At 66.2% G+C, this 840-nt stretch carries 1 protein-coding gene; it reads right to left on the minus strand.

The window, feature by feature from the left end; all coding sequences use genetic code 11:
* Positions 1–840: condensation domain-containing protein (locus tag NA4_RS38015; protein ID WP_245671799.1), on the minus strand; the 840-nt coding region annotated here is incomplete at both ends.

Raw genomic sequence — 840 nt, forward strand, 5'->3', positions numbered from 1 at the left:
CGAACTCGCGATACGTCAACCGCTGATCGGCGAACGCGACCGCCACGGTGTCCGGATACTGCGCCACCGCACGCCGGTAGCCATCGAGGAGCAGCCCCGAGGCGACGGGACGGCGGGTCTCGTTCCAGGACTCCAAGATCGCCGTGCGTTCGGCCGCGTCCAGCAGGTCGATCTCGCCCACCAGCAGCTGCGGCGACTCGGCGACGACGGCGAGGATTCGGCACAACCGCCCCGCGAACCCCGCGATGGTGGCCTCGTCGAACAGGTCGGTGGAGTAGGTGAAAGCCGCCGAAATCCCCAACGGTGTCCGCTCGTCCTCACGCGGCACCATGGTCAGCTCGAGATCGAACTTGGTCAGCGACCACGCGAACTCCAGCGCGGACACGTTCAACGACGGCAGCTCCAGGGTTGCGGGCGTGAAGTTCTGGAAGGTCAGCATCACCTGGAACAGTGGATGGTGCGCGCTCGACCGCACCGGGTCCAGCAACTCCACCAAACGTTCGAACGGCACCTCGGCATGCCCGAACGCCTCGACATCGCGACCGCGCGCCTGATCCAACAACTCGGCGAAACTGTCAGCAGGATCGACGTCGGTGCGCAAGGCGAGGGTGTTGACGAACATGCCGATCAAACCACTCAACGCCGCGTCCCCGCGACCAGCCACCGGCGTACCAACGGTGATATCGCCGGTGTTCGACAACCGCGCCAGCAACACCGCGAACGCCGCGTGCGCCACCATGAACAGGGTGGCGTCGTGCCGAAGTGCGAGCCGGTTCAACGCGGCATGCACCGTCGCGTCGATCGTGAACTCGTACGTCGCGCCGCGACCGGAGAACACCG

This window comes from Nocardia amamiensis NBRC 102102 (genome assembly GCF_001612745.1).
GTDB classification, from domain to species: Bacteria; Actinomycetota; Actinomycetes; order Mycobacteriales; family Mycobacteriaceae; genus Nocardia; species Nocardia amamiensis.